We start from the raw sequence: 26998 nt of genomic DNA, 5'->3' as shown, positions 1-26998 counted from the left end.
GTTTCCGTGCCACAGCCGTCCACCGGGTTCGGCGAGGAGTTGAGGAAGCGGCGTCTGGAAGCAGGGCTCAGCCTCACTGCCCTGTCGGGCTCCGTGCACTACAGCAAGGCGCAGTTGAGCAAGGTGGAGCGGGGCCTGAAGGCCCCCAGCCGTGACCTCGCCCGCCTGTGTGACGCCGCCCTCGGGGCCGGCGGGGCCCTGCTGTCCCTGCTCGTACCAGAGACCACCGACCCGCCCGTCGATCCGGCGCCGGGCTTTGTCCACGAGGAGGACTGGATCATGCAGTTGTCGCCGGACGGCCCGAACACCTTCCAGCCCTTGAGTCGACGGGATGCCCTAGGCGCCGGTGCCGCTTCGCTGATGGCGTGGCGGTCGGACAGCGCGGGCCCGGCCTCGCCGGCCGCGGGCGCGGAAATGGTGGAAGCCTCCCGCTCGCTGTTCACCCACTACCGCAGACTCGGCCAGACGGTGGCGCCCGGTCTACTCCTGCCCGTTCTGATCGCACAGACCCACACCCTGCGGGAACTGTCCGCCCACTGTGACAGCGGCACCCGTCGCCACCTGCTGGCCCTTGGCTCCCGGTACGCCGAATACGTCGGCTGGCTGGTGCAGGAGACCGGGGACGAGCGGGCGGCTCTGTGGTGGACGCAGCGCGCGGTCGATCTGGCGGCCGCCGGCGGCGACCGGGCACTGGCGGGTTACGCGCTGGTCCGCCGGGCCCTGATCACGCTGTACCGGGACGACGCCGAGCAGACAGTCGCTCTGGCCCGTCGCGCGCAGAGCAGGGCCCTGCCCCCGCGGATACGCGGGCTCGCTGCACAGCGCGAAGCCCAGGGCCACGCCCTGGCGGGTGACCGCCGGTCCTGTCTGGACGCGCTGGACCGCGCGCGTGCGCTTCTTCCTCTCCAGGACGAAGGGACCGACGAGCCGGTGATCGGCACCATGCACCTTCCCGATCCGGTCGGCATGGTCACCGGCTGGTGCCTGGTCGATCTCGGGCAGCCGCGGGAGGCGAGCGAGGAACTGGACCGACAACTCGCCCTGGTCGGCGGGGACGCGGTTCGCACCCAGGTCAGGTACGGCGTCCGCCGCGCACTCGCCTACGCGTCGGCCGGCGAGATCGACCACGCCTGCGACCTGGCGGCGCCCCTGCTCGACGGAGTGGAGGCCGTGGGTTCCGCCACGGTCACGACCGACCTGAGACGGCTCGCCCGCGCCCTGGCGCGCCACGCGAACCATTCCTCCGTACGCCGGCTGGGACCGCGACTCGGCACGTTGTCGCGCCCCTCCACCATCTGAAGGAGTCACTGGCATGCCCCACGTGTTCATCAACTACCGCACCGGCGACGGCGAGCGGACCGCGGCCCTCCTCGACCAGGAGCTGTCACGTCGCTTCGGCCAGGACCGCGTTTTCCGCGCGTCCAGGTCCATCACCCCAGGGGACGCCTACCCCGAGGTTCTCCTGACCGCGTTACGCCACAGCTGCGTGCTGCTGGCCGTCGTAGGACCGGACTGGACGAACTTCCGCAGTCGGTTGCAAGATCCCGACGACTGGGTGCGCAAGGAGATCGAGGCCGCGTTCGAGTGCGGGCTCATCGTCGTTCCCGTGCTGGACGGCCGCAAGACCGACCGGCTGAACAAAGCGGCCATGCCCCCCGAGCTGGCGCGGCTCGCCGATCTGCAGTCCGTACCCTTCGACAGCACTCACGACACCGAGGCCGGCGTCCGGCGTATCGGTGATCTGGTCGCCGAGCTGGTGCCCGAGCTGCGGGACCTGATCGAGCCCGGCGAGCCGTCGCCGGCGTCGACCAGCGTGCACAACTCGATCGGGGACGTGAGTGGAACGTCCGTCCAAGCGGGCGACTTCAGCGGTGACGTCGGCGGCACGATCGTGAAGAACTCCCACGGCACGGTCCACACGGGCAGCGGCAGCATCTACAACAACTCACGCCATGTGTCGGGCGACCGCTACATCTCGGGCACCGGGACGACGTTCACCGAGGGCGACCACCACGGGGACGTCCACCAGCGGTTCGGGGAGCCGGAGCGGCCCCAGGACGACCGACGGTGAGCAGAGAACACACCACCCGGGTCGAGAGCACGCGGGGCGTCACCCACACGGGCGACGGCCACATCTACGTCAACCTCGGCTCCGCTGCCGACGAACCCCGAAAGCCGGTCTTCCGGCAGCTTCCCGATGATCAACTGCGCTGGATCCGAAGGGTGTTAGTCGCTCCGGTCAACATGGGAAGGGCACGCAACACGCTCGAGGAGACGGGCACCGTCATCCTCGACGGTGCTCCCGGCAGCGGCCGCTCGGCCACGGCTCGCGTACTGTTGCGCGAACACCACCGTCCCGGCGGTGCCTTCCGCGAGCTCCTGCCCGCCGAGCGGGACGAGCTGCCGCTGTACGACGACCCGGCTTTCGTCGACCCGGGCGACCGGCTGCTGCTCGACCTGTCCACCGCGGAGGCCGGTCTGTGGCATGCGGCCCGGGGCGGCCTTCCCGCCCTGCGCCAGACGGTGCGCGAGCGGCGGGCCCATCTCGTCGTCGTCATGCCGCACGAAGGGGCCCTCGATCCCGACCTGCAGCACTTCCGTGTCGAGATCGGACCGCCAGCTTTCCCCATGGAGGTTCTCAGACGACACCTGCGCGCCCACGGCGTGCCGTGCGAGCAGTTTCTCCGGAACGACGTCACTGTCGACGAGTTCCTGAGCGAACGCAAACCCATGCGGGAGATCGCCGACTTCGCCGACCGCATACGCCGTGCCCGCGAAACGGCCGGGCCCGGCGAGGGATTCCCCGAGTGGTGCGCGGCCGCGAAACGTGCGCGCGCCGGGCGCCGCGCCGAAGTCGCCGACCGCGTCGCCGGTTTGCCCGACGCCTCCCAACGCGCCCTGATGGTCGCCGTGTCCATGCTCCACGGCGCGCACGCCGACGTCGTCCACCGGGCGGCCGCACTTCTGCTGAGCACGGTCGGGGCCCCCGAGGAGGAGACTCCGCTCCTCCAGCGCAAGGACCTCGCCCAGCGGCTGTCGGAGATCTCGGCCCGCTCCGGGCCGGACGGTCGCGTGCGGTTCACCGAGCTGGACTACGACTCCGCCGTCCGCGCCCACTTCTGGGACCACATGCCCGACCTGCGGCCGCACCTCGGCGCGTGGGCCGCGCGGGTCGTCGAGTCGAGCGACCTGCATCTCGTGCCGGAGGTCCGCGACGGACTGGTGGCCCGGCTGGCGGGTGAGTATCTGCGAACCGGGCGGCCCGACGCGCTCGCCGCGCTCGCCGAACGGTGGAGCGCACAGGGAGCGGGCAGAGCCCGGTCGGAGGCCGCGGTCCAGGCGCTCACCTGCGGTCTCGCGGACCCCGCCCATGGCAGGGACTTCCGTGAGCGGATCTACCAGTGGTGCGCGTACCACCGGCTGACCGGTGAGTTCGCCCAGGTGCTGGTCCAGGTCTGCGCCGACGTCCTCGCGCTGGACCATCCGGACCACGCCCTGATCCGGCTGCACCATCTCGCCCGGCGTGAGCGCGGCACGGCCCATGCGCTGCAGGCCCTGTGCGACCTGGTGGCCGGCAGCCGACGGCTACGCCGAAGGCTGCTCGACCGGCTGGCACGCGGCGACCTCGCACCGACCGACCTGGCCATCTTTCTGCGCGTCAGCGATCCGGAGCCGCTCACGGACCGCTCCGTCACCACTCGCGCTCTGGTCGACGAGGACGGGGTACGACGCTCGCTGATCACGTGCTGGCGTGCCGTGCTGACCCACGCGGTGTCGCGGCCGGAAGGCCGACGCGTGGCACCACGGGCAGAGATACAGAGCTGGCTGCACTGGGCGGCCGAGGGCGCCGGTGACCGGGGGGAGGTCCTCCTCGACCTGCTGGTCGCTGCCGCCGACCGATGCGGGGAAGACCGGGGCGCGGCGTTCGCCGCGTTGTACGCGTCCGCGCGCCAGGCGGAGTTCGCTTCTCCGGGCGTCGGCGCCCACTCCACTGAGACGACCGACCTGTTGCTCCACAAGATCGGCGTGGCACAGAACCTCGGTCCTGCCGCCCCGTCGGCATCGGCCAGAAGGGGGCGATCATGACGACCGCACGCAAGACGACGACCGTGTTCCTCACTGTTATGTGCGGCCTGCTGCTGACCATCGTCGGCCTGGTGGAGCGATGGCCCGGCTGGACCTGGCCGGCGCTGGCCGCGCTTCTTCTCGTGCTGCCCGCGGTGACCTTCCGGGTGGCCTCGCAGCGCCGCGGCCCGGTGCCGGTCAGCTTCGAGGAGCAGCTCACGGCTGCCCCGGTGGAGCGAACTGAGTACCGCGTCAACCGAGTCGCGCTCCCGAGCCTCTGGGACGACTACCACTTCGTCTTCTCGGCGACCGTACGGTGGTGCTTCGCCGACGGTCCGGGGCGCGGCACGGTCGTCAACCCGGCCGGCCTCGCCGTCGACGCGGTCCTCAGCCGGGCCCGCGCGATTGCCGAGAAGCGGGAACCCGGCCACGCCTCGCTCCTTCAGCACGAACTCGGTGGCGCCCTCAGCCGCATGTGCCCGGATTCCACGGGCCACCTCCGGGCGATGGCGGAGGACATCAACCTCACGTTGCCCGACGAGGACCAGGAGCGTCTGGATCGGCTCGCCGGCGTGCGCAAGGACGAGGCGGTCTGGGAGCACCAGCGCAAGTACGAGCAGAGCAAGCGCCGGTATCTGGGCGAGGACGCCCTCAAGGACACCGGCAGCGCCGTCGTGTGGTGGCTCACCAGGAACGACGAGCACGTGGCGAAGACCGTGGCCGACCTCCCCTTGCTGGCGCAGCTGACCTCCGCTGCCAACGACACCGACATCCCCGAGCGCCTGCTCGAGATGCTGCCGAACCGGCCAGGAGGACCCTGGACGCCGGACATCGGCACGGAGTCTGCCGATCTCCCAGCCCGTGAGCCCTCGGCTGCAGACCACCTGTCGGGGTTCTTCGAAGCTATGGGCTTCACGGAGGACGACGACCGGCGGGCGATGCTGGCCCGACAGTTCTCGCAGCTCGTCGAGCAGCACAACCGCCACGAGACAGCGGAGGACCTCCTACGTCGATTCGATCCGCCGAGACCTCCCGCTCCCGAGACCGGAGCGGAACCGGCGCCCGACCCCGGGCCGCCGGCCGACACGGTCTGACCGTCGACCGGGACATTTCATCCCTGCGCATCCAGGAGGACGCGATGGACGCAGAACTGGCCGCGATGGCGGCATCGGGGGCCACCACCCTGGTCTCCCTCATGGTCACCGATTCCTGGACTCACGCCCGCGCACTGATGGGCCGGTTCCTGGCACGTGCGGGCGCGGACACCGTCGCGATCACCCGCCTGGACGACGCGCGTGCGCGGCTGCTCCTCACGGGCACCGCGGCGGACGAGCGCGCCGCGTCCGGCATAGCGGCCGAGTGGCAGACTCGTCTCTGCGGGCTGGTGGAAGCCGGGGCGCTCACCGGCGAGGAACTGAGTGCTCTCGGGGCGTCGCTGCGCCGACTGGCGGCCGCCGCAGCGGGCCGCTCAGCAACGGTGCACAACACCGTCTCCGGCGGCACCCAGCACGGCCCGATCGTCCAGGCCGGCACCGTCACCGGCCTGGCCTTCCCGCCGGATCCGTCCCCGCGCCGGGAATAGGGCTGAAGACCGGACCGGGTGTCCTGTCGACGCCGGGCTCCCGATCTCTTACGCCGCCTGCCGTATTTCACTGGTGGTCGGTCCGCGAACGGACGGGCCTGCCGCTGGACCCCTACCATCGCCGAAGGCTGCGTTCGCACATCAGGCGCACCCCCAAAGCGTCACAGGACCCCGGACCGCATGAGGCGTCGACCGCCTCACCGGGCCAGCGCAACCCATCTCTTCCATCGGCTCCGTGTAGTAGCTGCTCGGACCACGCAGTAGATAGCCCCCCTTCGTGGTGCCGTGCTTCTCCTCGTACCGCTCCATCGCCTCACGCACGGAGCGCGGCAGGGGAACCCCCCGGAACTCCCCCGCCTTGCGATGCTTCAGCTTCGCCGGCCTGTGCGTGTTGGAGTGGATCTGCTCGTGCACCCGGTAGACATCGCCCGCCACGACATTGTTGATGTTCACCGCCCGGGCTTCCCCGTTGCGCAAGCCACAGCCCACCATCATCACGATCTCTAGCGCAAGGAAATTGTCAGCGGCTTGCAGTGCCTTCTTCACGTAGGCGAGCGAGGGGATGACCGCCTTCTCCCGGACGTATTCCGGTTCCTGGACGCCCTTCACAGGGTCGTCCGCCATAGCGCCCTTGCCATATGCGTCCCGGAGGATCGCCTTGAGGACGCGGAAGATGTTCACCTGGTTTCCGCGCCCCACCCCGTCCGTCTCCAACTCGTCCAGGAAGCGCTCGACCACGATGGGCGTAACCGAGTTCAGTTTCCGCGATCCGAGACGAGGAATGATGTGCACGTTGATGGAGCTGTCCACGTGCCATCCCGTCGAGGGCTCCGTCATCTTTCGCTGACGAGGCCGACACTGCTTCGCGTATTCCGCGATCGTCTGCTGACCGAGTTCGCGGCGCACCTCGGCAACGGATGGCGCCGTTGTCTTCTTCTCCGCGTAGATCTGCGTGAGACGCTCGATAGCGTCGTCCTGCGTGTCGTAGCCGGCCTCTTCACGCTGCTTGCCGAGAGAGCCCCGGAACCGAATCGTGTACGGGTGCGGGCAGCGGGTCGGTCTGGAACAACCGCACTCCTTGAAGAACTACCCCATCCCACGGGCGAGCTGTCGAGCCACGCATCAAGCCTTCCGAGCAGGGCCATGGGCGGCGCAGCAGGCCCTGCCGTAGGTGCAGGTCAGCATGCCGGACACCGTCCGGTCTGATGCTGACCTTTTGCTGACCTGGAGGCCGCTATCAGGGCTCTGAACTGCGGAAACGCCCAAACGCTAGATCTTGGACTTGAACATGGTGCGCAGCATGGAGAAACTCCCGATTTGTCTGCTCCCTGCCTGCCTCCGCAGGTCAAGGGCGGTCTTCGGAGGCTACCTCAGACGGTTCGGCAGAGGCGGGCCGCATCCAGCATCGCCGCGTGGACATTCCTGCTCGCCACCGCGTCACCTATGCGGAACAACTGGAACGAACCATCCTGGTCCTGGCGACCCCATGGAGCCGTCGAAGGACGGTCACCGCGACACCGTTCTCCGCCAGCGCGTTGAAGTAACCGGACGCCGTGAGCGAGCCGACGTCGGGCGAGAGTGTTCGCTCGGATGTGGCGATCTCGGTCACCCTCGTGGTGCGAGGAGAGGGAGCTTCCAGCATCTGGCTGCTGGTCCGCGCATCGTTCGCGTCCTACCTGGCCACCTGGCTGCTCGACGCCTGCACGGAACACCGGGGAAGCACCGGATGAGCATCAGCTGTCCTGGGGCTGGAGGGCGAGGTGCCCGAGCTCGTCGACCCGGCCATCGCGGATCCGACGATGGACCGGGTCGAGGCGACGCAGAGTCTGCGACTGCTGGGCAAGCACACCGTTGCCTTCCATCTGGACCAGGACGTCGTCCTGCACCGCAGCAAGCGGCCGGCCTTCCACTCCAACGCCATGACCTTCGAGGCCACCTCCCATCACGGGCGCTCGCCGGCCACGCGTACGTACTACTCCGTCGGCGGCGGTTTCGTCGTGGACGACACCTCGACCGACGGCCCGCAGATCGTGCGGGACAGCACGCAGGTGCGCTACCCGTTCACCACCGGCGCCAATCAAGCCTTCCGAGCGAGGGCGCCGGGCGGCACGCCGATGTGCGCCCTTTGCGACTCCGCCTGGGCCAGCTGACACCGGCGTACCACACCGCCCCACCGCCGATCGTCACGCATCCTGCGCGCCGGCAGGGCCCATGCGTCTCGCCGCCGTCCCGGACCCGTCCGTCCTGGTCGCTTCGCGATCAGCCACCCAGAAACGATAGAAAGGGAACATGGGTGGAGTTTCAGGTCAATCCGGGCAGGATGTGCCTGATGCGTCCATGGGGACTCATCGGCCCGGTCGGCCACGTCAGGCGCCCGAGGCGTCGCGGTCGGGTTCGCTGCTGAGCGTGCACAGCCTCGCGGGCCAGGTGTTCCTGCTCCAGCTGGCGGTGGTGATGCTGCTCGTCGCCGCCGCCCTGATGGGGCTCGTCGTGCAGGCTCAACGCGACGTGATGGCGGACGCCCGCCACCGGACGCTCGCCGTGGCGCAGGCGTTCGCGAACTCCCCGGGGATCGTGGCGGCACTGAACAGCGCGAACCCGACCGCGGTGCTGCAGCCGCGCGCCGAGGCGGCCCAGAAGGCCGCAGGCGTCGACGCCGTCATCGTGTACGGACTGAACGGAATCACCCTCGCCCACAGCGACCCGCGTCAGATCGGGAAACGCGTCATCGGGCCCTACGCGGCGGCGGCGACCGGCAAGCCGTTCACGAGTACGTTCCAGGGCTCACTGGGGCTCTCCGTGATCTCGGCGGTGCCCGTCAGGGGTCCCGGCGGTTCGGTCATCGCCATCGTCTCCGTGCCCGTCACGGTCGAGAGGGTGCAGCACAGGGTGAACCGGCAGCTACCGGTCCTCCTCGGCGGCGCCGCCACGGCCCTGGTCGTCGCCGCAGGCGGGTCGGGCCTGGTGAGCCGGCGGTTGCGGCGGCAGACCCACGGCCTGGGGCCGTCCGAGATGACCCGGATGTACGAGCACCACGATGCGGTGCTGCACGCGGTGCGGGAAGGAGTGCTGATCGTCGGCGGTGACGGCCGGCTGCTGCTGGCCAACGGCGAGGCACGACGGCTTCTTGACCTGCCGGCGGACGCGGAGCGGCGGCACATCACCGATCTGGGGCTGGACGAGGACCTCGCCGGGCTGCTGGCCTCCGACCGCCCCGCCACCGACGAGGTGTACCTGGCGGCCGACCGGCTGCTCGCGGTCAGCAAGCGGCTCACCGCACCTCACGGACCGGTCGACAGCGTGGTCACGCTCCGGGACACCACCGAGCTGCGGGCCCTCTCCGGCCGGGCGGCGGTGGCACGCGAACGGTTGCGGTCGCTCTACGACGCCGGACTGCGGATCGGCACCACACTCGATGTGAAGCGCACGGCCGAGGAACTGGCCGAGGTCGCGGTGGCCCGGTTCGCCGACGTCGTCACCGTCGATCTGCTCGAGCCGGTCCTGCGCGGCGAGGAGACCTCCGGTGCGCCCGCCGGGATCACCGAGCTGCGCCGCAGCGCCGTCGCCGGTCTCGACGCGGGCCATCCCCTCCACCCCGTCCGCGAGCTGATCCGGCTCGTCCCGGCCCACCCCGTCTCCACGGCGATGGCCGAGGGCCGCCCGGTCCTGGTCCGGGACCTGAGCGCCTGCGACGCCTGGCGGGCCGAGCAGTCCGAAGGTGCCCGGCGGATCCCCGATCCCGGCGTCCACTCCAGGCTCGTGGTGCCCCTGCGCGCCCGCGGCGTGGTGCTGGGTGTGGTGGACTTCTGGCGCGCGAGGGGCTCCCCGTCGTTCGAGGACGAGGACGTGTCCTTCGCCGAGGAGCTGGCCGCCCGGGCAGCGGTGTGCATCGACAACGCCAGCCGCTACACCCGCGAACACGCCATGGCCGTCACGCTGCAGCACAGCCTGCTGCCCCGCGTGCTGCCCGAGCAGTCCGCCCTCGAGGTCGCCTACCGCTATCTGCCGGCCCAGGCCGGGGTGGGTGGGGACTGGTTCGATGTCATCCCGCTGTCCGGCACCCGGGTGGCGCTGGTCGTGGGCGATGTCGTCGGCCACGGTCTGCACGCCGCGGCGACGATGGGCCGGCTGCGCACCGCCGTGCACAACTTCGCCGGCCTGGACATGCCCGTGGAGGAGGTGCTGGGCCGGCTGGACGAGCTGGTGGCGCAGATCGACGCCGAGGAGGTCACCGCAACGGAGCACGAGCAGGAGGGGATCACCGGAGCGACCTGCCAGTACGCCGTCTACGACCCCACTTCCGGGCGACTGGCCATGGCCACCGCCGGCCACCCGGGACCGGCGGTGGTCGGACCCGACGGGACCGTCGACTTCCCTGAGCTGCCCGTCTCCCCGCCGCTGGGGCTCGGAGCCGGCCTGCCGGTCGAGGCCGCCGAGCTCACCGTGCCCGAGCATTCCCGACTGGTGCTGTACACCGACGGGCTGATCGAGGACCGCACCCGGGACCTGGACGCCGGCCTGGACGCCCTGCGCGACGCTCTGACCGGGCCCGGTCGCACGCCGGAGGCCACCTGCGCGGCGGTGATGGAGGCCATGCTGTCCGACCGGCCCCGGGATGACATCGCGCTGCTGGTGGCCCGCACGCGCCGGCTCGGACCGGACCAGGTCGCCGAGTGGGAGGTGCCCCGTGACCCGGCGGCGGTGGCCCCCGTGCGCACCGCCTGCGCCCGCCGGCTGGCGGAGTGGGGGCTGGAGCAGGTCGGTTTCTCCGCCGAACTCATCCTCAGCGAGCTGATCACCAACGCTGTCCGCTACGGAGCCGAGCCCATCGCCGTGCGGCTGCTCCGCACGGAGCCGATCGGCAGCCCCGATGCGGGCACCCTGATCTTCGAGGTCGCCGACGGCAGCAGCACCTCGCCGCGGCTGCGCCGGGCGAAGGTCACCGACGAAGGCGGCCGTGGACTCTTCCTGGTCGCCCGCTTCGCCGAGCGCTGGGGGACCCGCCACACAGCCACCGGCAAGGTCATCTGGGCCGAACAGTCCCTGCACCACGACGCCACGCCGGAGGGGGAAGGACTCGGCGAGCTGCTGCTCGACCAATGGGACGACAGCGCGCTGTGAGGTGAGCCGGTACGTCCCGTCCGCAGAGGCCGAGTGCCGGGGACATGACGGTGATCTCGGACTTCCCGGGCGGCATTCCGCCGTCGAGGCGGCCGGGTACGCTGGCCTCGATGACTCCTTCGTCGGCGCCGTGGAGCCGAAAAAGCCGGGAGGCACAACGGCAGGCCCGCCACCGCGAACCCGGTGGCGCCGCCGGCAGCCGGTCGAGGTGACCACCTCGTCCCCCACGTCCGGGAGCAGCCGTGACCACACCGTGTGCCCGAGCAGCGGCGGCCTTCGGCTGCTTCGCTCTCGTGGCACTGGGCCTGGGCGCTTGCGAGAACACACCGACCGCCGGCCCCGCGAAGCCGTCGGTGGCCACGTCCGCCGAGAGCATGGGCGGCATGCGCGCACTGATCGCCGCAGCGAAACGGGAGGGCACGCTCAGAGCGATCGCGCTGCCGCGTGACTGGGCCGACTACGGCAGCCTGATCAACGGCTTCGAGAAGAAGTACGGGATCAAGGTCACGGTCGAGAATCCACTGGGCCACAGCGAGGACGAGATCGACGCCCTGCGGAAGAGGGGGAACCGGCCGACCGCGCCCGACGTGATCGACGTGGGCGACACGTTCGCACGGAATGCGGCGGCGCAGAATCTTCTCGCACCGTACAAGGTGGCCGCCTTCGATGTGATCCCCGGTACGCAGAAGGACTCGAAGGCCCGCTGGTCCAACAACTACGGGGGCTATATCTCCATCGGCTGCGACGCCAACCGGGTCAAATCCTGTCCGGAGACCTTCGCCGATCTGCTGAAGCCCGGTTACCAGGGCAAGGTCGCCCTCGAAGGCGATCCGCCCCGGTCGGCCACCGCCTTCGCCAGTGTCTACGCGGCCGCGCTGGCGAACAAGGGGTCGTTCGACGACGTCCAGCCGGGTCTCGACTTCTTCGCCGAACTCAAGCATCGCGGCAACTTCAACCCTGTCCATTCCGACTCGGCGACGGTCGCGAGCGGCCGGACCCCGATCAGCATCAACTGGGACTACATCAACCTCGACTACGCCGACCGGCTCCGCGACAAGGGCGTGAACTGGCAGGTCGCGATCCCCTTCGACGGCAGCTTCGCCCAGTACTTCGCGCTGGCGATCAACAAGAACGCCCCGCACCCGGCGGCTGCCCGCCTGTGGCAGGAGTACCTCTTCAGCCCAGAGGGCCAGAACCTCCGGCTGCGCGCGTATGCCCGGCCGGTGCTCATGGACGCCATGAGGCAGGACGGCACCCTCGACAAGGCCGCCGCTGCACGACTGCCGACGGTTGAGGGAACGCCGCAGTTCCCGACGGACGCGCAACTGGAGAAGGCGGGGGAGACGGTCATCCAGGGCTGGGCGAAGGCCGTCTCCGGCTAGCTGGGACGGTCCCCGTCGCCGATGCACCGATCTGCACGGCGGCCGGAAGGTCCCGGCGCCGCGTGGTCGTGCCCGTGGTGTCTCGCCCCGCTCGGGTTCAAGCCGCTCAGGGCCCGGGCGACGGACGTGGAGGGCGAACCTCGCCCGTGCCCAGAGCGATCACGGCCCGGGGCCGCATCGGTTCGTCGCCGTGCCGGGACAGCAGGACCACCTCCTCGACCATGGCCGACAGCGCGCCGAGCCGGGCGGTACACTCGGCGGCAAGCCGTTGCGGGTCCTGCGTCCGGCCGAGGGACAGATGCGGGATGAAGCGGCCGCCACGTCCACGGCAGAACGGGAACCGCAGCTCCAGCGCCCTGTGCAGTCGGGCCCAGGGCGCCACGCCCGCCGAAGCCGGATCGAGCCATACCGTCGCGTAGTGCCGGTGCCGGAAGTACCGCGCCCCGGCCAGTCGCACCGGGAACGGCGCCGTCTCCGCCGCCCCGGCGCAGAGCAACGGCACCGCCCGTACGAACTCCTCCTCCGGTACGAAGCCGAACAGCAGATTCACATGGGGCGGCCATCGCCGCACCTGCGGATCGTGCTCCAAGCGGATCTCCTGGATCGCCGGCCAGAGCTCCGACGGCGGCAACCACGCCACCGCCGTCCGGGCCGTCGGCGCCGCCTCGAGCACGTCCACCGGCTCGGCCCCGCCGGTTTCCGCGTACTCGTCCACCCTGCCATCCTCCAGAGCGCGCCCCGATCGCACGAGTCGGCGAACCGCGTTGACGGAAGGCCGATGCCGACCTCAGGTCCGGGCTCGGGCGATGAGCAGCGCTACGTCGTCCTCACCACCGGGCGAGCGCAGAATCTCCAGGATGCGGTCGCAGGTGCCTTCCAGATCGTCGCCACGTGTCGCGGTAAGGACGCCGAGGAGGGTGTCCAGGCGAGCGTCGATGGGTTCGCTTCGGGTCTCGACCAGGCCATCGGTGTAGAGGACCAGTTCGTCGCCGGGGCGGAAGGTGATCGTGGCGGCCTCGAAGGGCACCCCGCCGACGCCCAGCGGCGCGCCGGTGGGAAGGTCCAGAAGCTGTGCCGCGTGGCCGGCACGCACCAGGGCCGGGGGCAGGTGGCCGGCGAGGCAGATCTCGCACTGGCCCCGGTGAGGGTCGTAGACGCAGTAGATGCAGGTGGTGATGGTCTGCTCGACACCTTCGGTCAGGTGATCCAGGTGATGAAGGGCGTCGGCGGGGGCGAGGGCGAGTTCGGCGAAGGCACGGGCAGCGCTGCGGAGTTGACCCATGGTGGCGGCGGCATTGATGCCGCTGCCCATGACGTCCCCGACGACCAGGGCGGTTCTGTCACCCCGGAGAGGTATGGCGTCGTACCAGTCACCGCCGATCTCGCACGCGGCGCCGGCGGGTTGGTAGCGGCAGGCGACCTCCAGGCCGGGCAGGTGCGACGGGCGCTCCGGAAGCAGACTGCGCTGGAGGGTGAGGGCCGCATGGCGCTGGGCCTGGTATCCGCGGGCATTGTCGATGCAGACCGCGGCTCGGGCGGCCAACTCCCGGGCCAGGAGCGCGTCGTCGTCGTCGAAAGGCGCGGGGTTCCGGGTGCGGATGAGGTCGAGGGCGCCAAGGACTTCGCCCCGGGCGAGGAGCGGTACGGCCAGGTAGGAGTGAACGCCGGCCGCCGCGAGGAGGGAGGCGGCCTCGCCGTGTCGGGCGATGCGCTCCAGATCCTGACGGGTGGTGTGGGGCACCAGTACCGGTTGGCGGGTGCGCACGCACTGGGTGATCAGGCGGTCGCTGTCGTAGGGGGCGAGTTCCCCCGGCGGGTCGGCCGCGCGGACCGCCTCGGTGGAGTGGGCCGCGCTGACCGCGAGGGCGCGGAAGAGGGCGGGTCCCTCGTGTGGCGCGGTCCGGCCGTCGAGGGCGCTGTCGAGTACGTCCACGGCTGCCACATCGGCCAGGACCGGTACGACGACGTCGGCGAGCTCGCGCGCTGTCGTTTCCAGATCGAGGGTGGTACCCACGCAGGCGGAAGCTCTGGCGATCAGTGCCAGCCGTTGCCGGGCCTGTGCCGCCTCGGCAGCGGCTCGATGACGCTCGGTGACGTCGATGACGGAGTAGGCCAGGCCCAGCACCCGCCCGCCGGAATCCTCCAGCCGGTAGTACGAGACGGACCAGGCATGCTCGTGGTCCGGGTCGCCGGGGGGACGACAGACGATGTCCCGGTCCACGACCGACTCGCCCGTCTCCAGGACATGGCGCAGACGTCCCTCGGGGTCCGTGTCCAGGAAGGTCAGGATCTCGCCGACCGGCCGGCCCAGACGCTCGGCGGCGGACTGACCGGTGATGCGTTCGAGAGCGGGATTCACGGCCAGGTACCGCAGGTCCGGGTCCAGAATGGCCAGCCCGACCGGGGACTGGGACACCAGACGCATGGCCAGGGCGGCATCTCGCTCGACCCGCTCCACGGCGGCCTGGTCCGCGGCGAGGCCCAGGGCGTAGACGTCACCGAGGTCGTCCAGCAGCCGCATGTTGCGGAACTCCACCAGGCGGGTGCTGCCGTCCTTGTGCCGGATCGGGAACACCCCTGCCCAGTCGATGCCGGACTCCATGACCTCGGCGAACAGCTTGATCACCGTGTCCCGGTGCTCCTCGTGGACCGTCAGCGGAGCCGCGTACCGGCCCAGCGCTTCCGCCGCGGTGTAGCCGAACAGCTCCTCGGCCTTCGGGCTCCAGAAGACCACCCGGCCCTGCGCGTTCAGCACCACCGCGGCGACGCTGAGCAGATCGAGCAGGCCACTGGGCGGCGGGGCAGGACCCGCCACCGGCCGGCCGTGGCCTGCCCGGGAGGAGTCCGTCGTGCCCATACCTCATCTTCCTTCCCGCTCGGCGCCTCGGCTCTTGCCGTACCGGCGGGTGTGCTGCCTTCATCCATGGTCGGCCCAGACCCACGTAAGTCGCCTTTCGTGCGGTTCGGCGGTGTCCGCCATCGGTACCGGGATCGCCTGCTCAGCCCAGATGATCTTGCCGGTGGACAGGTACCGGGTACCCCACCGGGCCGCGAGCTGGGCGACGAGGAAGAGCCCCCGGCCGCCCTCGTCGGTGGTGGCCGCGTAGCGCAGGTGAGGCGAGGTGCTGCTGGTGTCCGAGACCTCACAGGTCAGGCTGCGGTCGTACAGCAGGCGCACCCGGATCGGCCCCGTTGCGTAGCGGATGGCGTTGGTGACCAGTTCGCTGAGGATGAGTTCGGTGGTGAACACCAGTTCGTCCAACGTCCACGCCGACAGCACGTGGTCGACCCTGGTCCGCACCTCGGCCACCGCGGCGGGATCGGAGGGCACCTCCCAGGCGGCGATCCGGTCGTCCGCCAGGGCGCGGGTCCGGGCGACGAGCAGGACGACGTCGTCGCTGGGACGTGCGGGCAGCAGCGCGTCCGGCACCGCGGTACAGGTCTGCTCCGGAGTGCGGCTCGCGTTGCCGAGGACGGCGCTCAGCCGCGCCAGGCTCTCGTCGACGTCGCGGTCGCGGGCCTTGATCAGCCCGTCGGTGTACAGCACGAGCCGGCTGCCCTCGAACAGCCGCAGCTGCGTGGTCTCGAAGGTCGGCGCCGCCAGTCCCAGGGGCGGCCCGGCCGGCACGTCCGGGAACTCCACGGTGCCGTCGGGGGCCACTACCGCGGGCGGCGGGTGCGCGGCGCGTGCCATCGCGCAGGTGCGTGTGGTCGGGTCGTAGATCACGTACACGCAGGATGCGCCGGTGATACCCGTCATGCCGTCGTCGGTCGCGTCCTCCTCGTCGATCCGTGCGACGAGCTCGTCCAGATGCCACAGCAGCTCATCAGGGGGGATGTCGAGTGCGGAGAAGTTGCGCACGGCCGTGCGCAGCCGCCCCATGGTGGCCGCCGCGTGCAGGCCGTGACCGACGACGTCGCCCACCGCCAGTGCGACCCGCCCGCCGGGGAGCGGTATGACGTCGAACCAGTCACCGCCCACGGACCGGGCCGGCAGATACCGGTGGGCGAGGTCGACGGCGTTCTGGTCGGGCATGCCACGCGGCAGCAGGCTGCGTTGCAGAGCAACGGCCATCGTGTGCTCGTGGGTGTACCGGCGGGCGTTGTCGACGGACACCGCCGCGCGAGCCACCAGCTCCTCGGCCAGCGTCAGATCGTCCTCGTCGAACGGCTCACGCTCCCGCATGCGCCAGAAGTAGGCCACGCCGAGCAGTACGCCCCGGGCACGCAGCGGGGCCACGATGCGCGAGCGGAGGCCGGCTGCGACGGTGGCCTGCGCTCGCGCCGAGTCCTGGGCAGGCCACGCCTGCGTGGTACTGAGATCACGCTCGAGCACCGCCTGCTGGTGGCCGAACGCCCACGCCTGCGGTGTGGCGGGATCCAGCTCGAAGACCTCGTCGAGCTGGATGAAGGGATGCTCGTCACGAATGCCGTGAACAGCCACCCGGTGCATCCGCACGCCCTCGTCCGACGCCGGTTCCTCGCCGTGCAGGACGCCCTCCACAAGATCGACCACGGCGAAGTCGGCGAAGTGCGGTATCCCGACCCTGGCCAGTGCTCCGGCGGTACGTTTCACGTCGAGTGAGGTCCCCATGGAACCGCTGGCGTCATACAGCAGTTGCAGGCGCCTGCGAGCCGCCTCGGCCTTCTGCGAGAGCAGCCGGAGTTCAGTGGAGTCCCGCAGCGTGGCCACGCTCCCCGGAGGGCCGCCATCGCGCCCCGTCGGCCAGCAGTTGACCACCAGCAGCCGCTCCCCGACGGTGAGCACCTCGTCGCTGACAACGCGTCCCGGAGCCAGCAGCTCGGCGGCCGCTCGCTCGAGCCCGAGTTCGTCCGGGGAGCGTCCCTCGACATCCCCCGTGAGACCGAGCAGCCGCCGCGCCTCGTCGTTGATCACGGTGATCCGGCCTCGCGGGTCGAGGCCGACCACGCCCTCCCGGATACCGTGCAACGTGGCCTCCCGGTCCTGGAGCAGACCCGCGATCTCCTCCAGTTCCAGTCCGAACGTGCTCCGCTTGAGTCGGGCGGCCAGCAGGAAGGCGGCGGCGGCTCCGACCGCCAGGGCAGTCCCGGCATAGATGCCGAAGGCGGGCAGCTCACGCACCAGCTCGCCGGCCGCCTGCGTCTCCGGAATGCCGGCCGAGACCTCTCCCACCAGACGGCGGCCGGTACCCGGTGCGTACAGCGGCACTATGCCGTTGGCCGAGCGGCCTGTCGCGCCCACGTTGATCCTCGTGTGCGACCTGCCGTCCCGGGCCACGATCGGATCGGTGACGCTCTGGCCGATCAGAGCGGGAAGGGGATGCGAATGACGGACACGGTGCAGGTCGATCACCACGACGTAGGAGGCACCGGAGTCAGCGGCGATGCGCTGGGCCACCCTTTGTACGACGCCATCACGCGTCGGCGGCGCTCCGGCGGCCATCGCGCTGCGAATCTGCGGATTGCCGGCCGCGATCCGCGCGATCGACACCGCCTGCTGCTCGTACAGAGCGTCCAGCCGGGCACGCTGGGTGAAGGCGAACAATGCGAAACCGATGGTGCTCGTCACCGCGAGGATCAGCAGCAGAGCGAGGAGAATCCGCTGCGAGAGCTTGCGTCTGCGGCCACCCGGCCGCAGTCCCCGCCCGCGCCACCAGACCACCAACGCCCACATCCCTCCGGCCACGGAGAAGACATATAGGCAATTGTCGCGCTTCCCATGGGCACGTGTCATCGGCGGCGACGGCCTGGGCCGTGTCTGTCCAGTGGAGGCAGGTACGGACCGGCTTCCTCAGCCGGCAGGCTCCCGACGTGGCACACCACATCGCCCCCGGAGTCCGGAGCCCGCTGATCTACACCTTCCGTCACTGTCACGGGGTGCCGGTGAGCCTCCTGGTGGTCCGTTGCTCAACTGTCGCTGCCAGAACGGCCGCTGTGATCCCGGTGATGCCGAGGACGAGAGGCAGACGTACGTCCAGACCCGTGAACGAACCGGCGAGGGCGGTGCCCGCGGATCCCGACGTGATCTTCAACGCCGCGACCCAGATGAAGACCTGGCCGCGTGCACCCGCTGGCGCGTACTCCGTGCGGGCGGCGAGGGTGGAGGCGAAGAAGAGGGCGTTGAGCATGCCCGTGCACGCGTACGCCGCCACGGACACGGTGAAGCCGGGACTCACGGTGACCGTGACGAGGCCCACGACAACGCCCAGAGCGAGGCGGCGCATCAGCCGATCCGGGCTGCCCGTGAGCGGAAAGACCGTGACGACCATGGAGCCGGTGAGGTTGCCGAGCCCGTAGGCCGCGGTCAGCACGGCTGCCGCCGCCGTCTCCACGCCGAGGATCCTCGTCAGGTGCACCGCCGTGACCGGCAGTGCGGCGACACTGAGCGCGACGATCATCGTCAAGTAGGCGGTACGCCGGAGATGGCCGGTCCGGGCCATCAGCGCCAGGGTCGGGCCCGGTTTGAGGATCGCGGCCCTGTCACCGCCGTGTGCCGGCGGCGCGAAGGGCAGAAGCAGGACGCAGCCTGCCGCCACTCCCGCCCCGGCGGCGAGCGCGAGAGCGGCCGCGGTGGGCGAGACCCAGCCGGACAGGGCGGCCACGAGGGACGGGCCGACCGTGCCGCCGATGCCGTAGGTGGCCACGTCCCAGCCCTGCGCGCGCCGTTGGGTGCGCAATCGCGTTCCGACGATGGCGGGCAGTCGGCTGCTGATGCCGCCGGTCAGCAGGGGGCCGCAGGTGCCGGCCGCGGCCAGCAGCAGCGCGGTCACCGGCGAAGGCACACGGGCGTACGTCAGTACACCCGCGGACAGTGCGCCGGCGTACAGCAGGCATGCGGTCGCGATGACCTTGCGCCCGTCGTGCGCGAGGTCCAGTGGGCGGGCGACGAAGGGTCCGAGCAGGTGCGGTGCGGTGATACACGCACCGAGCGCACCCGCGAGCGTCCCCGAACCGCCCGACGAGGTGACGAGCAGGACGACGGCGACGACCGCTCCCCCGTCGGCGGTGCGGGCCAGGGCCGCGGCGGCGACGTAGCGCGCCAGGCCGCCCTTGCCTCCACTCGGCGCGGACGGCACGCTCCCGGCGTTCGCTCTGGTCGCGCTGTGCTGACGGTTCATGGCACGCGTGCTCAGGCCGTGAGCCCGAGGACGCTGAGCGCGGCGGCGACGTCCCCGCGCGCGGCCTCGTCCAGCCCGCGCAGGGGACGCGGCAGGTTCGGCTCCCTGGTCAGCCCCAGGTGGGAGGCGGCAGCCGACATCACGCGCAGACTGCCGTGACGGCGGAACAAGGCCCACAGCGGCTCGAGTTCGTCGGACAGGTCCGTGGCCGGGCCTGCGTGACCGGCCTGGGCGGCGCGGGTGAGGGCGAGGGCGGTCTGCGGGAACGTGCCGCCGATGACCGAGTACCAGGCGTCGCACCCGGCGTTCAGCCCGCGGACCGCCGTCCAGTCACCGCTCACACCGATGGTCACCGTGTCCGGGATCAGTGCCCGCAGCGCGTCGACGCGGGCCTTGGCCTGAGCCGGGTCATCGGGCACACCGGGGATCTTGATCGAGCCGACGTTCGGCAACCGGGCGATCCGCCCGTGCAGTTCGTCACTGAAGTGCACATGCGTGGTACCGGGGTTGTCGTACACGCACAGCGGCACGGACAGCTCGCGCGTGACGTCCTCGTACAGGCCGAAGACCTCCTCCTCGGTGAGCGGCTGATACCTCATCGGGGCGAGCAGCACTCCGGAGGCTCCGGCCTGCTGCGCGTCCTCGGCCAGCGCCAGGACGTGCGACGTGCGCAGGGCGCCGATGCCGACCATGACGGGGACGCCGTCGGCCGCCTCGACCGCGATCTTCGCTGCGTGGGCGCGCTGTTCCCGGGTGAGGTAGGCGTAGCCGCCGGTGGAGCCGAGCGCGCCGATGGAGTCCACGCCGGCGGCCGCCAGCCGGGCGACGAGCGCGGCGTACGCCACCTCGTCGATGCCGGACTCGTCAGTGGGCGTGAGAGGGAAGGCACTGAGGCCACGGAACATGATGGCTCCTTCAAAAGAGGGGAGAACAGGTCGTGGTCATCCGTTCGCGGGGCGCAAGTCCCCCAGCACTGCGGCGAATTCGGCGGCGAATGCCTCGGCCTGCGACGCGGAGAGGGTGGAGCTGGTGACGCGGATGGCGCCCTGGTGCGTGGCCGGATCACGGACGAAGAGGTGGCCGGGCCGCACCGCCCACCCTCGCTGCGCCAGAGCGTCGACCACCGATCGGCCGTCGACGTCGAGCTCCACCCATACGTTCAGCCCGTCGGGACGGGAAGGGACCTCGATGCCCTGGGCGTGCAGCCGCTCGACGAGCCGGCCGCTGCGGCGTGCATAGGCTTCGCGGGCCCGTTCGTGCAGTTCATGGACGGCGGTGTCGAGGAGCAGTTCATGGGCGATGTGCTGCAGCAGGTGGCTGACCCATGTGGTGCCGGCACTCAACCGTGCCTCCAGGCGCACCGTGGTCTCCGTGTCGGCGGCGACGAGGGCGAGGCGCAGGTCCGGGCCGAGGAACTTGGACACCGACCGCACCAGTGCCCAACGGGCGGTGGTCGAAGGGGTGATGCGGTGGTACGGCCGCGCGGAGACCGCCGAGAAGTGGTCGTCCTCGATCACCAGGACCTGAGGATGCCCGGCCAGGATCGCCCGCAGGTCGGCCGCCCGTTCCTCGGTGAGACTCGCACCGGTCGGGTTGTGGGCGCGGGGCGTGCAGACGACAGCGCGGGCACCCTCCTCGAGAGCGGCCCGCAGGGCGTCGGGGCGCATGCCGGCGCCGTCGACCCCGACCGGGGCCGACCGGTAGCCGTTCAGCCGCAGCGTGCCGATGCTCGCCAGGAAGCAGGGGTCCTCGACCGCCACCACATCGCCGCGGGCGAGGTGGGCGTTCAGAAGACGTTCGGTGGCGTCGACCGCTCCGTGCGCCACCAGCGTCCGGAACGGCTGCTCGATGTCCTCGGCGAAGTCGGCGCAGGCCCACTCGGCCAGCCCCGCGTCGACGGCGGGCATGCCGTACAGGGGCTGGCTGTAGCGCCCGCGCCGCGCGGCGGCCAGGATGTCGGGGAGCAGTTCCGGATCGGGGTTGCCGCTGGCCAGATCGATCAAGGCGCCGCCGACACCGACACCTTCACGGGCGAGCTGCGGAACGGCCGCGATCACCGTGCCACCGCGGCCCCGGGTCTCGGCCACCCCGGCCTCGACGAGCCGCCGATACGCCAGGGCGACCGTGTTCCGGTTGACCCCCAGCTCGGCGGCGAGCGCCCGCACCGGCGGCAGCACGGCCCGCGGTGCCAGCTCACCCGACGCGACCAGGTCCCGCACACTGCCCGCGATCTCACCCGCTGTCGTACCGCTGATGCGCACGTGATCACCTCCGCCACCGACTTTAGCACTTTGTCCTATGCCAAAATCAATCGGCAACACGCCGCACGCCAGGTCAGCTGACAGGCGGGCGGCGACCGGTCCAGGGGTGTGCGAGTTCGAGGGTGCGAGACACCTGGAGCAGGAGGTCCTCCCGCCATGGTGCGGCGACGATCTGGACGCCGACGGGCAGGCCGGTGGCCTCGTCGTGGTGGACGGGGAGGGAGATCGCAGGCTGGCCGGTCACGTTGAACACCGACGTGAACACCCCCATCGGGTAGCTGTTCAGCAGTGCCCTCAGGGGATCGCCGTCGGTGCCCGCCCGCCAGGCACCGACGAGTGGCGGGAGGCAGGCCATCGTCGGCGTGACAAGGAGGTCGAAGCCGGCGAGGAAGCCTTCGACGATCCGCCGCGACAACTGCTGGGTCTTCCGCACCCCTTCCGCGTACGCCCACGAGTCGATCGCCCGTGCCGCGTCGCGCAGGGCGCGGTTGTGCGGCTCGACGCGGTCCGGCTCCGCGAGCGTGATGCCGGCACCGCCGACGTTCCACAGGGTCGTGAACACCGCGACCAGCTCGTCGGTCAGCGGCAGCGGAAGGAGGGTGTCGACGAGGTGCTGGCCGGTCGATTCGAGGGTCCGAAGAGCGACGTCGACGGCTGCGATGCACGCCGGGTGCACGTGTATCCCGTCGATCGGTGAGTCGATGAGCGCGCCGATCCGCAGCCCGGTCGGCATGTCCGTCTCCATCGCGGCGACGAAGGACGTGCGCGGCGTCGGGGGCGACCACCACGCGGCCGGATCGTGACGCGCCAACACATCGAGGGCCGCCGCGGTGTCCGTCACCGAGCGGGTCAGCACGCCACTGGTGCCGAGACCCTCCACCTCCACGATGGCATTGGTGACCAGGCCACGGGTGGGTTTGAGGCCGACGAGGCCGTTGCACGACGCGGGGATCCGTATCGACCCGCCGCCGTCCTCGGCGTGGGCGATGGGCGCCACCCACCCGGTACCGCTTCACCGACCGCGAGTACCTCAACATCGTCTACCGCACCGACCCCGAGGTCCTGCGCCGGCTCGTCCCGGGCGAGTTCAGCCTCGCGATGTACGTCGACTCCGACACCCTGGTCGGCACCCTCGACCACGGCACCCTGCTCGCCGACTGAGACGATCACGTCGCAGGCATTGACGATGGCGATGGGATTCCTATCATCCTGAGAGTCCGAAGTTCCGAGCATCGTTCGATATACCGGACATCTCACACCATCACCATCTACGGGTGAGGTCTGGAAGTTCTTCACGCAGTTCTGAAGCCATCGCACCAGTACCACGTGAGACACCCCCCACTCCGTCGAAGGAGCTCACTCGTGTTCATCCGACCACGGCTACGGTCCTTGCAGCGCGCCCTGCTCGCCACGGGAGCGGCCGCCGCGCTCAGCGTCGGCGTGCTCACCGGCACCGCACCCGCCGCCCCGTCGACCTCCGCCGCCCCGGCCGCCGCCTCGCTGCCGTGCGACCTCTACGCCGCCGGCGGCACGCCCTGTGTGGCGGCGCACAGCACGACCCGCGCACTGTACGGCTCGTACAACGGCCCGCTGTACCAGGTCCGCCGCGCCTCCGACAAGGCCACCCGGGACATCGGCGTCCTGAGCCCCGGCGGATACGCCAACGCCGCGGCCCAGGACTCCTTCTGCGCCGGTACGACCTGCCTGATCACCGTCATCTACGACCAGTCCGGCCACGGCAACCGCCTCACCCAGGCACCTCCCGGCGGGTTCTCCGGCCCGGCCGCGGGCGGGTACGACAACCTCGCCAACGCGACCGCGGCACCGATCACCATCGGCGGCCACAAGGCGTACGGCGTCTACGTGGCCCCGGGCACCGGGTACCGGAACAACAACACCAACGGTGTCGCGAAGGGCGACCAGCCGGAGGGCATGTACGCCGTTCTCGACGGCACGCACTACAACGGCGGCTGCTGCTTCGACTACGGCAACGCCGAGACCAACAGCCGGGACAACGGCAACGGCACCATGGAGGCCATCTACTTCGGGAACATCAAGGTCTGGGGGTACGGTTCGGGCAGCGGACCCTGGATCATGGCCGACCTCGAGAACGGCCTCTTCTCCGGTGTGAACCAGCGCTACAACGCCAACGACCCGTCGATCAGCCACCGTTACCTGACCGCCGTCATCAAGGGCGGACCCAACCACTGGGCCATCCGCGGCGGCAACGCCCAGTCCGGCGGCCTGTCGACGTTCTACAGCGGAACCCGCCCCAACGTCGCGGGCTACAACCCGATGAAGAAGGAAGGCGCCATCATCCTCGGCATCGGCGGCGACAACAGCCACGGCTCCGCCGGCACCTTCTACGAAGGCGTCATGACATCCGGCTACCCGTCGGACGCCACCGAGGGCGCGGTACAGGCCGGCATCACGGCCGCCGGCTACGGAAAGTAGCAGCGAACTCGGTCGTCGCGGCCCCGCGGTGCTGGTGTGCAGGGTGCCGTCGGGGCCGCCGGTCCGCAGGTGCCAGGGGCGCGGGTGGAGGCCGACGGGTTACGAAGACCAGGCCGAAGCCGTACGACGGCCCCACGCCCCCTTCAGTTGTCGGGCTCCGAACCGCGGTGGACGAACGCCACCACCGCGCCCGCCCCGATGAGCAGCCCCAGCGCACCGAAGCCGTACGTCAGCGTCGCGCCGGTGGCGACGGCGGCGACCAGCAACGGTCCGCCCGCGTCGCCCAGTTCGCGCCCCAGTTCGGCGGCGCCCATGGTCTGGCCCAGGCGCTCCTGAGGGGTGGAGGAGGCCAGCGCGGCGAAGCCCAGCGGCGTGATCAGGCCCGTGCCGACACCGATCAGGGCGGCGCCCAGCAGGATGCCGGTGACTCCGGACAGCATGGCGCAGGCCAGGCCGGCCGCGGTGACCGCGAGTCCCACGGCGAGGCCGGAACGGGCGGTGAGCCGGCCCTCGTCCAGGGCGCGTCCGGCGCGTGGCTGGACGACGGCCGCGCAGCCGGCGAGCACCGACACCGCCGCGCCCGTCGCGACCGTGCCGAGCCCGGCGGCGCGGCCGGAGACCGGCAGGAAGCCGACCCCGACCGACAGCGCCGCGGTCGCCGCCGCGAGGGCCGAGGTCGGGGCGAGGAAGACCGGGTCGGCCAGCCGCCGGGCCAGGTCGAGCACCGTCTGCCGGGCCTTGGGCAGCGGGGGTACGACGGGGACGGCGAGCGCGGCCCAGGCGGCGACCGCCGCGCCGAGCACGGCGAGCACGGCGAACAGCAGCCGCAGTCCCCCGGCCCACACGAGGACACCGCCGAGCAGCGGGCCGAGGGTGTAGCCGATGGACTTGTAGAAGCCGTAACTGCCGAAGGCGCGGCCGTGTTTGGCGGCCGGGTTGAGCCGGGCGACCAGCGCGGAGGCGGACGGCGAGAAGGCGGAGGCCGCGGCGCCCTGCCCGAGCCGGGCGGCCCAGAGCCAGCCGGGCCTGTCCGCGACGACGTACAGCGCGGACGCGGCGGCGAAGGCGACGAGCCCGCCGAGCAGGACCGGGCGGGCGCCGACGCGGTCGGCGAGGGTGCCGAACAGCGGCTTGAGGAGCACCTCGGCGCCGTCGTAGAGGGCGAGCAGCCCGCCCAGCACCAGCAGGGAGGTGACCGCGCCCTGGGTGCGACCGCCGAGGCTGGCGGCGACGCCGTGCGCGCCGAAGGCCGTGGTGAACCCGGCCGCGTAGAGCGGCCACATGTGCCGGGCCGGGGCGGCCGTGCCGGTCGGCCGCGTACTCACCGCTCCCCCTCGGGGGTCCGGTGGAGCACGGCGAAGGCCCGCTCGGCGTAGTCCTCGCAGGCCGCGACGCATTCCTTGAGCCGCCGGCCCGCCTCGGCGGCCTCGGGGGCGCCGTACACGTCCCGCGCGGTCAGGTCGCGGTGCCGGCGCCGCAGCCGCTCCAGTGACTGCTCCTCTTCCTCCAGCTCGGCCAGCGTGAACCTGCCGATGCGGATCTCCTTGGCCAGTTCCTCCTCGAACGTGCCGCAGTCGGCGAGGAACTCCGCCCAGTCCACGGACCGCGCGGCCGTGAACAGCGCCTGGAAGCGAGCCGCGTCCTCGCTGCCGCGCCCGGTGGCGTTCAGGGTCACGGTCTGTCCGCCGGCCTGCTCGGTGAGCGCGAGGGCCCTGGCGACCCCGTCCGCGAAGACCGGCACGTCGGGTACGGCCCAGATCCCCTGGCCGAGCGAGAGCGCGCCCGCCTTGCGCAACTCCCGCCAGACCGCGACGCGGTGCCTGCTCGGCTCGGCCGGCAGTTTGATCACGAGGACGAGCCAGCGGCTCTCCGGTTCCTTCTTCGGCACAGACTTCGACACGGACTTCGACACAGGCTTCGACACAGGGGGGAATGTAGCAAGCGTTACATGACATCCTGTGCCGAGTGATTCTTCGGGCAGACGGTCCAGGGGGCCGATGGCGCTCGGGGGCGGTCCGATGGCACACTCGGCCCCTAGCCGGACACCGACCGAGAAGAAGGGCCGGATGCGTCTCGCCGTCTATGTGCCGCTGTTGCTGTCGCTGCTCGCGCCGCTCGGCGCGCGGCCGCTGTCGGAGCGGTGCGAACCCCGCCTGGCCACCTGGCTGCTCACCCTGACCTCCCTGGTCCTGGGCGTGGCGAGCACCGTCGCGCTGGGCCTGCTGGCCGTCACCGGCCTGATCCGGATCCCGCAACTGGCCGCCCACGGCCACTGGTCGGCCGGCAGCGCCCGGCACCAGGATCCCACCGCGCTCTCCGTCGCCGTCGTCGCGGGAGTGCTGCTCGGCGGGGCGCTGTTCGCGGCCGCCCGCATGCTCTGGCGCCGTACCCGCACGCTGGCCGCGGCGACGCTGGACGCGGCCTGCATGCCCGCGCGCGACGGCCTGGTCGTCCTGGAGGACGACGCCGCCGACGCCTATGCCATCCCCGGACTGCCGGGCCGTGTCGTCGTCTCCACCGGCATGCTGCACACCCTGGACGAGACCGAGCACGACATCCTGCTCGCCCACGAGCGCGCCCATCTGGCAGCCCACCACTACGCCTTCGTCGCGTTCGCCCAGCTCGGCGCCGCCGCCAACCCCCTGCTGCGCCCCCTCGCGACAGCCGTCACCTACACCATCGAGCGCTGGGCCGACGAGAGCGCGGCCGCCTCGACCGGTGACCGCCGGCGGGTCGCCCGCGCCGTCGGCAAGGCCGCGCTCGCCGCCCACCGCGCCCCGGCGCTCGCCCGCGCCGCCGGTGCCGTCCTCGGCATCCTCGGCCGTCACGGCCGCCGCGGTCCGCTCGCCTCGGCCGGTCCGGTCCCCCGCCGGGTCGCCGCGCTCCTCGCCCCGCCGCTGAGGCGCCACCCGGCCCTCACCGCGGCCACCGCGGCCGTCGTCATCGCGGCCACGCTGGCCACCGCCGAGGCCGCCCACGACCTCCACCGGCTGCTCGAGGCCGTCGGCGCCCGGTGACACCCCGGCCCGGCCC

At 71.3% G+C, this 26998-nt stretch carries 20 protein-coding genes and 2 pseudogenes; 12 read left to right on the top strand and 10 right to left on the bottom strand.

Features of this window, described 5'->3' with window-relative positions:
* Positions 1-6: 6 nt before the first annotated feature.
* From ACH47Z_RS26275 to ACH47Z_RS26255, 5 genes are read left to right on the top strand one after another with little or no spacing between them, the layout of a single operon-like run.
* Entirely contained in the window at positions 7-1299 is a 1293-nt protein-coding gene (locus ACH47Z_RS26275) for a helix-turn-helix domain-containing protein (protein WP_399077706.1), read from the top strand.
* A gap of 13 nt (positions 1300-1312) precedes the next feature.
* Entirely contained in the window at positions 1313-2071 is a 759-nt protein-coding gene (locus ACH47Z_RS26270) for a toll/interleukin-1 receptor domain-containing protein (protein WP_399077704.1), read from the top strand.
* Positions 2068-4086 (top strand): hypothetical protein, encoded by a 2019-nt coding sequence (locus ACH47Z_RS26265; RefSeq protein WP_399077702.1) that lies wholly within the window; start codon positions 2068-2070, stop codon positions 4084-4086. Before ACH47Z_RS26270 ends, ACH47Z_RS26265 begins: the two co-directional genes overlap by 4 nt.
* Entirely contained in the window at positions 4083-5159 is a 1077-nt protein-coding gene (locus ACH47Z_RS26260; RefSeq protein ID WP_399077700.1) for a hypothetical protein, read from the top strand. The genes ACH47Z_RS26265 and ACH47Z_RS26260 overlap by 4 nt, the downstream gene beginning before the upstream one ends.
* A gap of 44 nt (positions 5160-5203) precedes the next feature.
* Complete coding sequence (locus tag ACH47Z_RS26255; protein WP_399077698.1) at positions 5204-5647, top strand: hypothetical protein; 444 nt, start codon at positions 5204-5206, stop codon at positions 5645-5647.
* Between the two features lie 141 nt (positions 5648-5788).
* On the opposite strand, the gene ACH47Z_RS26250 is transcribed toward ACH47Z_RS26255, so the two are convergent.
* Entirely contained in the window at positions 5789-6457 is a 669-nt protein-coding gene (locus ACH47Z_RS26250; protein WP_399077696.1) for a tyrosine-type recombinase/integrase, read from the bottom strand.
* Between the two features lie 743 nt (positions 6458-7200).
* Between ACH47Z_RS26250 and ACH47Z_RS26245 the strand changes: the two genes are divergently transcribed.
* From ACH47Z_RS26245 to ACH47Z_RS26230, 4 genes are all read left to right on the top strand, one after another.
* On the top strand, positions 7201-7377 hold the full coding sequence (locus ACH47Z_RS26245) for a hypothetical protein (protein ID WP_399077694.1): 177 nt from the start codon (positions 7201-7203) through the stop codon (positions 7375-7377).
* A 12-nt stretch (positions 7378-7389) separates the two neighbouring features.
* Positions 7390-7797 (top strand): serine dehydratase beta chain, encoded by a 408-nt coding sequence (locus tag ACH47Z_RS26240; protein ID WP_399077955.1) that lies wholly within the window; start codon positions 7390-7392, stop codon positions 7795-7797.
* A 187-nt stretch (positions 7798-7984) separates the two neighbouring features.
* Complete coding sequence (locus tag ACH47Z_RS26235) at positions 7985-10768, top strand: SpoIIE family protein phosphatase (protein WP_399077693.1); 2784 nt, start codon at positions 7985-7987, stop codon at positions 10766-10768.
* Positions 10769-11010: 242 nt separating this feature from the next.
* Positions 11011-12150 carry an ABC transporter substrate-binding protein gene (locus ACH47Z_RS26230; RefSeq protein ID WP_399077691.1) on the top strand — a complete coding sequence of 380 codons (1140 nt, stop codon included), beginning with the start codon at positions 11011-11013 and terminating at the stop codon, positions 12148-12150.
* A gap of 106 nt (positions 12151-12256) precedes the next feature.
* Here ACH47Z_RS26230 and ACH47Z_RS26225 read toward each other — a convergent pair whose 3' ends face one another.
* The 7 genes from ACH47Z_RS26225 to ACH47Z_RS26195 form a co-directional block, all read right to left on the bottom strand.
* The gene (locus ACH47Z_RS26225; protein WP_399077689.1) at positions 12257-12865 is read right to left on the bottom strand and encodes a 2'-5' RNA ligase family protein; all 609 of its coding nucleotides are present in this window, start codon (positions 12863-12865) and stop codon (positions 12257-12259) included.
* 72 nt (positions 12866-12937) lie between these two features.
* Positions 12938-15007 carry a SpoIIE family protein phosphatase gene (locus ACH47Z_RS26220; RefSeq protein ID WP_399077687.1) on the bottom strand — a complete coding sequence of 690 codons (2070 nt, stop codon included), beginning with the start codon at positions 15005-15007 and terminating at the stop codon, positions 12938-12940.
* Between the two features lie 60 nt (positions 15008-15067).
* The gene (locus ACH47Z_RS26215) at positions 15068-17866 is read right to left on the bottom strand and encodes a SpoIIE family protein phosphatase (RefSeq protein ID WP_399077685.1); all 2799 of its coding nucleotides are present in this window, start codon (positions 17864-17866) and stop codon (positions 15068-15070) included.
* A gap of 136 nt (positions 17867-18002) precedes the next feature.
* The gene (locus ACH47Z_RS26210) at positions 18003-19250 is read right to left on the bottom strand and encodes an MFS transporter (RefSeq protein WP_399077683.1); all 1248 of its coding nucleotides are present in this window, start codon (positions 19248-19250) and stop codon (positions 18003-18005) included.
* Positions 19251-19261: 11 nt separating this feature from the next.
* A complete protein-coding gene (locus tag ACH47Z_RS26205; protein ID WP_399077681.1) occupies positions 19262-20155 on the bottom strand; it encodes a dihydrodipicolinate synthase family protein in 894 nt (297 codons plus the stop codon).
* A gap of 36 nt (positions 20156-20191) precedes the next feature.
* Positions 20192-21511, bottom strand: a complete 1320-nt coding sequence (locus ACH47Z_RS26200; RefSeq protein ID WP_399077679.1) for an aminotransferase class I/II-fold pyridoxal phosphate-dependent enzyme — start codon at positions 21509-21511, stop codon at positions 20192-20194.
* Positions 21512-21584: 73 nt separating this feature from the next.
* Positions 21585-22508 (bottom strand): amidase, encoded by a 924-nt coding sequence (locus ACH47Z_RS26195; protein WP_399077677.1) that lies wholly within the window; start codon positions 22506-22508, stop codon positions 21585-21587.
* On the opposite strand from ACH47Z_RS26195, the pseudogene ACH47Z_RS26190 reads away from it, so the two are divergent.
* Both ACH47Z_RS26190 and ACH47Z_RS26185 read left to right on the top strand, forming a co-directional pair.
* Positions 22508-22591: pseudogene (locus ACH47Z_RS26190) on the top strand (acetoacetate decarboxylase); the annotation flags it as partial. The gene ACH47Z_RS26195 and the pseudogene ACH47Z_RS26190 overlap by 1 nt on opposite strands.
* Positions 22592-22873: 282 nt before the next feature.
* Positions 22874-23956 (top strand): annotated as a pseudogene (locus ACH47Z_RS26185) (arabinofuranosidase catalytic domain-containing protein); the annotation flags it as partial.
* A 152-nt stretch (positions 23957-24108) separates the two neighbouring features.
* On the opposite strand, the gene ACH47Z_RS26180 reads toward ACH47Z_RS26185, so the two are convergent.
* Both ACH47Z_RS26180 and ACH47Z_RS26175 read right to left on the bottom strand, forming a co-directional pair.
* Complete coding sequence (locus ACH47Z_RS26180) at positions 24109-25248, bottom strand: MFS transporter (protein ID WP_399077952.1); 1140 nt, start codon at positions 25246-25248, stop codon at positions 24109-24111.
* 38 nt (positions 25249-25286) lie between these two features.
* Complete coding sequence (locus ACH47Z_RS26175) at positions 25287-25889, bottom strand: Chromate resistance protein ChrB (protein ID WP_399077675.1); 603 nt, start codon at positions 25887-25889, stop codon at positions 25287-25289.
* A 142-nt stretch (positions 25890-26031) separates the two neighbouring features.
* Here ACH47Z_RS26175 and ACH47Z_RS26170 point away from each other — a divergent pair, with 142 nt between their 5' ends.
* A complete protein-coding gene (locus tag ACH47Z_RS26170; RefSeq protein WP_399077673.1) occupies positions 26032-26982 on the top strand; it encodes a M56 family metallopeptidase in 951 nt (316 codons plus the stop codon).
* Positions 26983-26998: the final 16 nt, after the last annotated feature.

This window comes from Streptomyces sp. NPDC020192 (genome assembly GCF_044388685.1).
Lineage (GTDB): Bacteria > Actinomycetota > Actinomycetes > Streptomycetales > Streptomycetaceae > Streptomyces.
This window is presented reverse-complemented; position numbering and strand designations above follow the sequence as displayed.

What these genes read in the sequence shown, in the direction of transcription:
- ACH47Z_RS26210 (WP_399077683.1), bottom strand. Translation starts at nt 19,250, where the DNA reads ATGAACCGTCAGCACAGCGCGACCAGAGCGAACGCCGGGAGCGTGCCG.
- ACH47Z_RS26260 (WP_399077700.1), top strand. Translation starts at nt 4,083, where the DNA reads ATGACGACCGCACGCAAGACGACGACCGTGTTCCTCACTGTTATGTGC.
- ACH47Z_RS26170 (WP_399077673.1), top strand. Translation starts at nt 26,032, where the DNA reads ATGCGTCTCGCCGTCTATGTGCCGCTGTTGCTGTCGCTGCTCGCGCCG.
- ACH47Z_RS26215 (WP_399077685.1), bottom strand. Translation starts at nt 17,866, where the DNA reads ATGACACGTGCCCATGGGAAGCGCGACAATTGCCTATATGTCTTCTCC.
- ACH47Z_RS26255 (WP_399077698.1), top strand. Translation starts at nt 5,204, where the DNA reads ATGGACGCAGAACTGGCCGCGATGGCGGCATCGGGGGCCACCACCCTG.
- ACH47Z_RS26180 (WP_399077952.1), bottom strand. Translation starts at nt 25,248, where the DNA reads ATGTGGCCGCTCTACGCGGCCGGGTTCACCACGGCCTTCGGCGCGCAC.
- ACH47Z_RS26235 (WP_399077693.1), top strand. Translation starts at nt 7,985, where the DNA reads ATGGGGACTCATCGGCCCGGTCGGCCACGTCAGGCGCCCGAGGCGTCG.
- ACH47Z_RS26220 (WP_399077687.1), bottom strand. Translation starts at nt 15,007, where the DNA reads ATGGGCACGACGGACTCCTCCCGGGCAGGCCACGGCCGGCCGGTGGCG.
- ACH47Z_RS26205 (WP_399077681.1), bottom strand. Translation starts at nt 20,155, where the DNA reads ATGTTCCGTGGCCTCAGTGCCTTCCCTCTCACGCCCACTGACGAGTCC.
- ACH47Z_RS26270 (WP_399077704.1), top strand. Translation starts at nt 1,313, where the DNA reads ATGCCCCACGTGTTCATCAACTACCGCACCGGCGACGGCGAGCGGACC.